General features: G+C 52.8%; 5 protein-coding genes. All 5 read right to left on the bottom strand.

Annotated elements, in window-relative coordinates; genetic code table 11:
- Positions 1-592: 2-dehydropantoate 2-reductase N-terminal domain-containing protein (locus tag ACESLU_RS12350; RefSeq protein ID WP_372638948.1), on the bottom strand; the 592-nt coding region annotated here is incomplete at its 3' end.
- Positions 585-1,286 carry a glycerol-3-phosphate 1-O-acyltransferase PlsY gene (gene plsY, locus ACESLU_RS12345; RefSeq protein WP_372638947.1) on the bottom strand — a complete coding sequence of 234 codons (702 nt, stop codon included), beginning with the start codon at positions 1,284-1,286 and terminating at the stop codon, positions 585-587. The genes ACESLU_RS12350 and plsY, both read right to left, overlap by 8 nt.
- A 102-nt stretch (positions 1,287-1,388) precedes the next feature.
- Entirely contained in the window at positions 1,389-2,267 is an 879-nt protein-coding gene (lipA, locus tag ACESLU_RS12340) for a lipoyl synthase (RefSeq protein WP_372638946.1), read from the bottom strand.
- Between the two features lie 16 nt (positions 2,268-2,283).
- On the bottom strand, positions 2,284-3,051 hold the full coding sequence (lipB, locus tag ACESLU_RS12335; protein ID WP_372638945.1) for a lipoyl(octanoyl) transferase LipB: 768 nt from the start codon (positions 3,049-3,051) through the stop codon (positions 2,284-2,286).
- Positions 3,052-3,208: 157 nt separating this feature from the next.
- The coding region (locus tag ACESLU_RS12330) for an FAD-dependent oxidoreductase (protein WP_372638944.1) at positions 3,209-4,184 on the bottom strand (976 nt) is incomplete at its 5' end.

Raw genomic sequence — 4,184 nt, 5'->3', positions numbered from 1 at the left:
TTACCGCTCCCCCGATCTCAACGCCGATGATGTCGTAGTTCAGGTAGACCCGGAACATCGGCGTCAAAAAGGTACCCTGGATAATACGGGTGGTCCGCTTGGAGTAGGCACTGGCAACAACAGTGGTCGGCTTAAAGGTACTGACTTCCTCGGCATGGCTGGGGCCCGATAGTACCCCGATATGATCCTCAATGATTTTTCCCCGCAACACCTCGGTGAGCACCTGCGACATCGTCAGAAACGTCTTGTTTTCAATGCCTTTGGCTACGCTGACAATAATTTCATTGCCGTTGAAAAAAGGCTTAATGCGTTCGGCCACCCCGCGCATGACGTGAGACGGCGTGGCAAAAACAACCATCTCGGGATCGTCAAGACATTGCTCCAGGTCGGTATAACAGGTTACGGAATCCGGGAGCGTAACGTTCGGAATATAATCCGGGTTGCGGTGATGCTTGTTTATGCCATAAGCCACTTCCGATTCCCGCGCCCAAAGCTGTACCTTGTTGCCGGCCCGGGCCAGCACAACAGACAGGGCCGTCCCGAAGCTGCCGGCTCCGATGATGGTGATTTTCTTTACCTTGCTGCTACTCACGTTCCTGTTTTTTTTCTTTATTCAGCCATCCGACGGCAGGCTTAAACGACCTCACCTGGTTTTCCGTGCCCTGCAGCAGACGCCTGATATTTCCACGATGCTTGATAATGATTCCGATACCGACAATAGCGCCGAAAATGAGGATACTCCCGTCAATAGGCCATCCGAAACCGTAGCGAAGCATGACCAGCATCAGCGGGTAAATGAAAGCGGCAACCAGGGAGGCCAGCGAGACATACCGGCTGACTAACATCACGACGAGAAACACCCCGAAGGTAATGGCTACCGAAACCGGTTCGATTCCGCAAAGCATGCCGGCGGCCGTGGCCATCCCTTTCCCCCCGTCAAAGTTGGAGTAAAGGGGAAACATGTGTCCGATTACCGCTACGACGCCGCATACGATACGCAAAAAAGGGTCCACATCCCAAAAGGGAAACAGTGATACCGGTCCGGCACCGATATGGTAAGCAAGCTGGCTGATCCACAGGGAACTTACGAAACCTTTGAAAAAGTCAATTGTCAACACAGCCACACCGGGCCGCCATCCCAAGAGCCGAAAGGTATTGGTTGCACCGGCATTTCCGCTGCCGTGGTTGCGGATGTCAACGCCCTTGACCAGCCGGCCTACCCATATGGATGAGGGGATCGAGCCGACCAGATAACTCAATAGTATAACAACACCCAGTGCAAGCATATATTTCGGTTAAGTGAGAAATGGCAATCTCTTGCAATATAATAAGTAAGAGATCAATAGTAATGGTCGAGCATCAATTATCAAAAAAAATCCGGGTACTATCTATAGATGGCGCTCGGCGTGATAGGAAGACCGGACCAGCGGGCCGCTTTCGACATGCTCAAGTCCCAATCCTTCGCCAATCTCTTTGTATTCGGCAAACCGATCTGGATGCACCCACTCTTCAACGGGTTGATGCATCTTCGTTGGCTGCATGTACTGACCGATCGTCAGTACATCAACGCCGTAGTCCACGCAGTCCTGCATGAGCTCGATCACCTGCTCGCGCTTTTCTCCGAAGCCGACCATAATCCCGGTCTTTGTGCGAAGTCCCTGATTTTTACTGCGTTGAAGAAGCTCCAACGAACGCTTGTATTTCGCCTGGGGACGGATCGTGCGGTACAGGCTCGGCACGGTCTCCAGATTATGGCTCAGCACATCCGGTGGGGTATCGATCACAATCTGAAGGGCCTCCCACACACCGCGGAAATCGGGAATAAGCGACTCGATGGTTACCCCGTCGATGGCTTCGCGAAGCTGCCGATGGGTTTCGGCAAAAATGGGGGCCCCGCCGTCTTCGCGCTCATCGCGGTTGACAGAGGTTAGCACCACGTGTTGCAGTCCCATCTTTTTGGCTGCGTCAGTCACGCGCCGGGGCTCGTCCCAATCCAGTCCCTCTGCCGGACGCCCCGTCTTGACCGCACAAAAGGAACAGGATCGCGTGCATACGTCGCCCAGGATCATAAACGTTGCCGTCCCGTTGCCCCAGCATTCTCCCATATTCGGGCAGCGGGCCTCCGAGCATACCGTGTTAAGCGAATGCTTGTGAATGGTCTCCGAGACTTCCTTGAATTTTTCTCCCGATGGCAGTTTCACCCGCAGCCAATCCGGGCGCCGTTTTGTTTGTTCGTTTCGGTCTACAACGTTGAGTTCTTTTATCATGAGGATCAATCAGAAATTAAGGGGATACTGCTTTAGCGCCTGACGGCTTAAGATACGAAAATTCATGGTCCAGTTCAGGCAGGGAATCCACTTCTGTTATATGTATATCGAAAACGGCTTCGAAATGAGCGCGCAGCTGTGCCTTTACCTCTCCCTCATCCATGGGCCCGCCCAGCAGATTACGGAAACTGGTTACCGCCTTGTCGGAAATTCCACAGGGTACAATGTGATTGAAGTAGCTCAGGTCGGTATTCACGTTGAGCGCAAAACCGTGCATAGTCACCCAGCGCGAGCATTTTATGCCCATGGCACAGATTTTTTGGTCCCCCACCCACACCCCGGTCAATCCCTCGATGCGTCCGGCATTGATACCGTAGTCGGCGCAGGTGCGGATAACGACTTCTTCCAGATAGCGCAGGTACTTGTGGATATCGGTAAAATGCCGGTCCATGTCAAAGATGGGGTAACCCACGATCTGGCCGGGACCGTGATAGGTGATATCCCCCCCGCGATCAATTTCAATAAAGTCGGCCTCAATATTTGCCAGTTCAGCCATTTCTTTCAGCAGGTGAGCTTTATCACCGCTTTTGCCCAGCGTGTAGACATGCGGATGCTCCACAAAAAGCAGCACGTCATTGCTCTCCTGGCCGGACTGATAGAGCTTTTTCTTGCGCCGGGCCAGCTTTTCATCCACCAGCCGCTGCTGGATAGCGGTCTGCAGATCCCACACCGGTCGGTACGGGGCATGACCCAAATCGTAATATTCAACTTCTGCTTGCTGCATAATAAATTCAATTAGGAACTAACTGTCAGTTAAAAATCAGGAATTGAGAGATGAGTCATTCCCAATTCGTCATTCCTAATTATACCTAAATAATTATCAGCCTGATATTATACCTGCGAATATTGCTCAAGGGGCTGTTTCCAACCGTCGGTTACCATTAATTGCCCAAATGTACGCCTTCGCCGTAAGCTTCGGCCACGGCTTCCATCACGGCTTCGGACATCGTCGGGTGCGGGTGGACGGCGCTGATAATTTCATGGCCCGTCGTTTCGAGGTCGCGGGCAACCACCGCTTCCGCAATCAGTTCGGTCACGTGCGAGCCGATCATGTGGCAGCCGAGCCACTCGCCGTACTTCTCATCGAACACCACTTTCACAAAACCCTCTTCATGGCCGAGCCCCGCTGCCTTTCCGCTGGCCGAAAAGGGAAACTTTCCGACTTTGATATCGTATCCTTCCTCTTTGGCCTGTTCTTCAGTATACCCGACGGAAGCAATTTGCGGCTCGCAATAGGTACAGCCGGGGATGTTATTATAGTTGATCGGCTGCGGGTCTTCACCGGCCAGCTTTTCGACACAATAAATTCCCTCGTGCGAAGCCTTGTGCGCCAGCCACGGTCCGCCGGCAACATCCCCTATGGCGTGGATATTCTCGACGCTGGTCCGGTAGTTTTCTTTATCAATCTTGATGGTCCCTTTCTCATATTCGACCCCGATCTCATCGAGACCGATCCCTTCGACATTGCCGGTCACGCCCACGGCCGAAAGGACCACATCCGCTTCAACAACTTCTTCCTCATCGCCCGTCTTAATGGTCACTTTGACTCCGTCGCCGTTTTCCTCAACCTGCTCTACGGTACTGCCTGTGCGGACGTCAATGCCTTTTTTCTTATAAATTTTGCCGAGTTCTTTTCCGATATCCTCGTCTTCAACCGGCACCAGCGAATCCTCCAGCTCAACAATTGTGACCTCCGTGCCGATGGTGTTATAGAAGTAGGCAAATTCAATGCCGATAGCGCCGGCCCCGATCACGACCATTTTCTCCGGCTGCTCTTCCAGCTGCATCGCTTTCTCATAATCGATAACCATTTCACCGTCGATTTCGATGTTCGGCAGCTGACGGGCCCGCGCTCCC

The organism is Fodinibius sp., from assembly GCF_041642155.1.
Classification (GTDB): Bacteria; Bacteroidota; Rhodothermia; order Balneolales; family Balneolaceae; genus Fodinibius.
This window is presented reverse-complemented; position numbering and strand designations above follow the sequence as displayed.

Excerpts from the sequence above, each read along its gene's own strand:
- plsY (WP_372638947.1), bottom strand. The coding sequence starts at position 1,286 with ATGCTTGCACTGGGTGTTGTTATACTATTGAGTTATCTGGTCGGCTCG.
- lipA (WP_372638946.1), bottom strand. The coding sequence starts at position 2,267 with ATGATAAAAGAACTCAACGTTGTAGACCGAAACGAACAAACAAAACGG.
- lipB (WP_372638945.1), bottom strand. The coding sequence starts at position 3,051 with ATGCAGCAAGCAGAAGTTGAATATTACGATTTGGGTCATGCCCCGTAC.